4 protein-coding genes are annotated in these 4,121 nt (G+C 57.4%); 3 read left to right on the forward strand and 1 reads right to left on the reverse strand.

The genetic code is table 11. From position 1 onward, the window contains the following. Window positions 1-215 precede the first annotated feature (215 nt). Entirely contained in the window at window positions 216-1,043 is an 828-nt protein-coding gene (locus SGJ19_26180; protein ID MDZ4783751.1) for a hypothetical protein, read from the reverse strand. Between the two features lie 236 nt (window positions 1,044-1,279). Between SGJ19_26180 and SGJ19_26185 the strand changes: the two genes are divergently transcribed. The 3 genes from SGJ19_26185 to SGJ19_26195 all read left to right on the forward strand — a co-directional run bounded on the left by SGJ19_26185 (window position 1,280) and on the right by SGJ19_26195 (window position 3,804). Beyond that, a complete protein-coding gene (locus SGJ19_26185) occupies window positions 1,280-3,148 on the forward strand; it encodes a ParB/RepB/Spo0J family partition protein (GenBank protein ID MDZ4783752.1) in 1,869 nt (622 codons plus the stop codon). A 177-nt stretch (window positions 3,149-3,325) separates the two neighbouring features. After that, entirely contained in the window at window positions 3,326-3,583 is a 258-nt protein-coding gene (locus tag SGJ19_26190; protein ID MDZ4783753.1) for a type II toxin-antitoxin system HicB family antitoxin, read from the forward strand. After that, on the forward strand, window positions 3,580-3,804 hold the full coding sequence (locus SGJ19_26195) for a type II toxin-antitoxin system HicA family toxin (GenBank protein ID MDZ4783754.1): 225 nt from the start codon (window positions 3,580-3,582) through the stop codon (window positions 3,802-3,804). The genes SGJ19_26190 and SGJ19_26195 overlap by 4 nt, the downstream gene beginning before the upstream one ends. Window positions 3,805-4,121 lie beyond the last annotated feature (317 nt).

Consider the following 4,121-nt stretch of genomic DNA (forward strand, 5'->3'; position numbering starts at 1 on the left):
AGAACGTGGAGATGCGACCATCATCGGCAACTTCGGACTTCGCAACCTGCGGTGCGAAATGCTCATAGGCCGGCTCCAGTGCAACCGGCTCGTCCCACATCTGCCAGCCGCGGCCGCGAATCTCCCACCGGCAATAGGCTTCGGCCAGTTGTTCTTCGACCGTGATGGACACGTCAGCCACCTTGCCTCGTCGTCAAACCGGGCCAGTCAAACCGTTACCGACGATACAGGTCGTTGAAGATCGGTTTGCGTTCATCGGCGGTCAAGAGCGGCAGTCCCTTCGCCGAGGTGATTTGGTCAACAACCTCAGTCACCGCGGCGTGCACCGCTTGCTGAAACATGAGCGCAATGTCAACACGGTAGTAGGTCATCTGCCGAACGAACCGCTCGTACAGCGGGCCAATGAGGGGAATTTGCAGTATCGCGCCATCAACGTCTCTCAAAGCAAACGCAATCAACTTGCGTAGTACGAGGGCGATAACAATCAGCATTGCAGTTAAAACGGTGAGCGAATAGGCGACTTGCCACACGTTAACTGGCGGCCCCATCCGGTCAAATCTGCTTGACCGCCCGAACGATGGTTGGCCCGATGTCATGAACAACCATGCAGCGTAAAGGCAGGCAACAGTAATGGCGATCAGGGCAAACCAATTGATTCGCAACGGGACTTCGAGCAGTCGCCACGATACAAAAAATCCAGTGCCAAATGGCGCGGCACAGATATCGATGACGATCCGCTCGCGTTTGAGTCGCAGGTAGAGGCGTTTGGTTGAGAGCAATCCACCTTCATTAATCCGCACGCGTTGTTCCTTGAGCTTGGGGATTTCCCGCGCCACCAATCCCGCGGTGGTCCGGTCGTAGAACTCTTCCGGCGAAAAGGACAGGTTCTCGATGAGTTTGCACCAATGCGACCACAACACCAATGGCGGCTGTCGCTTTCCAAAACCTAACATGGTGACACCCTTTGCGCAGAAGGAATGATTGTTGTTGCCTGCCGCGAAAATAGACCGATCGTTGAAACCAAACAACTTTACGTTTGGCATTCGACAGGTCTGCCAACGTCGCCCAGCGCTAAGTCTAAGGGCGGCGGTTTTCACGCCCCGCAATTGCGCATCGGCGAATGCTGTGCCATGCTGCTTCTAGAACAGTTCGTCCCCACCCCTTCATCCTCCTCCCGCGAACGCGTTGCCGGCCGGCACGGAGTTCACACCTGCGATTGTCGCAAGTGCGGATTGCTCCCCGTCCGTCAACACCCACCGCCGGTGGGAGGAGTTCGATCATGAGTGCTCAATCGCAACTGTCCGTTCCGTTGTCCCGTCTTTTGCCAAGCAAGCGTAACCCGCGCCGGGTCAAACCCGATCGCGAAGCCCATCGCCGACTTGTGGCATTGATCAACGCACATGGATTGCTCCAGCCGTTGGTTGTCCGACCCTGCGAAGGCAAGCCCAAAGACTATCTGGTCATCGCCGGCAACCGGCGATTAGGGGCGTTGCGGGAAATTTATCGCAACAACGGCGACCCGAAGATTCCCTGCGTGCTGCGCAACGTGGATGACGATACCGCCGACGCGCTGTCCCTGGGTGAGAATTTCGGCCGCGAGCCGATGCACCCGCTGGATGAAGCCGAGGCGTTCGCCAAGCTGGCCAGCCAGGATGGTAAAGGTGCCGAAGTGATTGCATCCGAGTTCGGTGTCACCGACCGTTATGTCCGCCAGCGCATGAAGCTTTCGACGCTGGCGGCGCCGATCAAGAATGCGTACCGCGACGGTGAGATCGACACCGGCACCGCCGAGGCGTTCGCTGCGGTGCCTTCAGATCGTCAACTTGCCGTGTGGAAGGAACTCGACGGCCGTCCGCGGCACGCCGAGCATGTGAAGAACGTCATCGCCCACGAGTGGATCGATGCCGGGCTTGCTCAGTTCGACCGAAGTCTCATCCCCGAATCTGCCATCACCCAGGACCTGTTCGCCGAGCGCGTGCTCGTCGAACGTCAGGCGTTTCTGGATGCCCAAGCCAACGCACTGCTGACCGAGAAGCAGGCGTTGACCGAGGACGGTTGGTCGGAGGTCATCGTCTCTAAGCGTCAGGATGTTCAGGATCGGTTGTACGCGATGGATCCGCTGCCGAAGGAATTCGACAGCGCGACCACGAAGAAGCTGGCGAAGCTCGACGCGGATCAGAAGAAGCTCGATAAAGTCGCCGAAACGATCGACGATGGTGATGAAGTTCGCATCGAGCGGATACAGTCGCGTTACGACGCCTTGGATGAAAAGGCCCGGCAGATCGAGGCGGCGGCACCTGTCTGTTATTCCGAACCGACCAAAGCGCGGGCGACGGTGTTTCTGCTGATGGACCCGGACGGCCGGGTGCATCGGGAGTACCGTCTTCCCCGGCGCAAGTCACAGCCGTCGGGTCGTTCCAACGGTGATGCCGCCGACGACAATGGCGCCGCGGAATCCGCCAAGCCACCGACGTCGGACGATGTCAGCGATCGCCAACGATCGACGACGTTCACCCATCAGGCTTTGTGCGTTCGTGAAGCAGTCTTGAAGAACGCCGCGGTGCGAAAGCGACTGCTCGCCCTCATGCTCCACGACAAGGTGCGCAGCGAAGCCATCGCGATCCGCCACGATGTGAACGGCACGAACCTGCACGCCGACAACGGCGAGGAGTTTAAGAGTCCGGCGCACGATCGAGTCAAGGCGGTTCGTGCCAAGCTCGATCCACTCATCGGCAACCAGCATGTTAATGACGTTGAGGCGTTCGAGTCGTTGGGAAAACTCTCCGACAAGAAGCTCGACGGATTGATTGATGTATTGCTCGTCGGATTGCTTGTTGCTCATCCGCAGCGAGCCACTCCGTTGATTGCTTATCTGGCTGCTGAACTAAACGTCAACGTCCGCGACGACTGGACGCCCGATGCCGCGTGGCTGGGCAGCTACCAGAAGATCCAGCTCGCCCACTTATGCACAGAATTTGCCGGAACGATGGCTGCCCCGCCAGCAAATCGCAAGAAGAGCGAGCTGGTCAAGCAGCTCAGCCAGTTGTTTGTCGACGCCCGCAACGGCGAGATCGGCGACAAGGCGTTGGCCGACAGTGTCAACACCTGGCTGCCGGCGAATTTTCGACCCGATGCCACCAACCAGTGACGGTCACCAACCCTCACTACCCGGGAACCGTCCGACCGACGGTTCCTTTTTTCCGCAAGCTTCCGGACTTTAATGCTTTACTAACTTCATGACTCTCACTGACGACGCCAATTTGACCTCAAGCGACCCGTTAAACGTGCTCGTCAAAATTTCAAACCCGTGATACATTGAATGTTTATGAAGACGTACGCGTACACAATTCTCATTCACCCCGCCGAACTTGATGGAGGTGGTTTTTGGGTCGAAGTTCCAGCGCTTCCCGGCTGCATCACGCAGGGCGAAACGGTCGAAGTCTGTGTTGAGCGCGCGCACGAGGCAATCGCGTGCTACATCGAAGGCTTGCTCAAAGACGGCGAACCGGTCCCGCTTGAGCCGCAGCCTACGATCCAGCCAACAACCTCGCTCCGCATTAGCGTGCCTGTTGCAACTCCATGAGCAAGCTCCCGTCCGTCACGGCGCGGGAAGCTGTTGCCGCACTCCAGAGAGCAGGATTCGTAGAACATCATCAGCATGGCAGCCATCGCCACTTGAAGCACCCGCTGAAAAGACTCCGCGTCATCATCCCCATGCACGCCGGCGACCTGAAACCCGGCACACTCCGCGCAATCATGAAGCAGGCTGGTATGACAGTCGACGAGTTCTTATTGATTTTATAACCATTGACCAAATCGTAGATCGGGTGAAATAAGGAATTAAGCAGGTTACTCGGCGTAAGCTGACAAGATTCCAAGCTCAATCCGCTCGCGTTTTTTTAATCGTTCGATAGGCTTTCGATGTCGCTCGTGGACGTCAGCCACATCGAACAAGAATCTGAGAACAAGGAGGCAGTTTGAAATTTGAAATTGAGATCACCGGCGAGTCTGAGGCGAAGCTTGTTGAGTTGGCCAATGGACGGAACCAGGCGATTCCTGATGTGGCTACAGAATTGGTGACTGCTTCGCTCGGAAACCCGTTGGAGATGCCGAAAACCACT

The organism is Planctomycetia bacterium (assembly GCA_034440135.1).
Classification (GTDB): Bacteria; Planctomycetota; Planctomycetia; order Pirellulales; family JALHLM01; genus JALHLM01.

Excerpts from the sequence above, each read along its gene's own strand:
- SGJ19_26180 (MDZ4783751.1), bottom strand. The coding sequence starts at position 1,043 with ATGCCAAACGTAAAGTTGTTTGGTTTCAACGATCGGTCTATTTTCGCG.
- SGJ19_26185 (MDZ4783752.1), top strand. The coding sequence starts at position 1,280 with ATGAGTGCTCAATCGCAACTGTCCGTTCCGTTGTCCCGTCTTTTGCCA.
- SGJ19_26190 (MDZ4783753.1), top strand. The coding sequence starts at position 3,326 with ATGAAGACGTACGCGTACACAATTCTCATTCACCCCGCCGAACTTGAT.
- SGJ19_26195 (MDZ4783754.1), top strand. The coding sequence starts at position 3,580 with ATGAGCAAGCTCCCGTCCGTCACGGCGCGGGAAGCTGTTGCCGCACTC.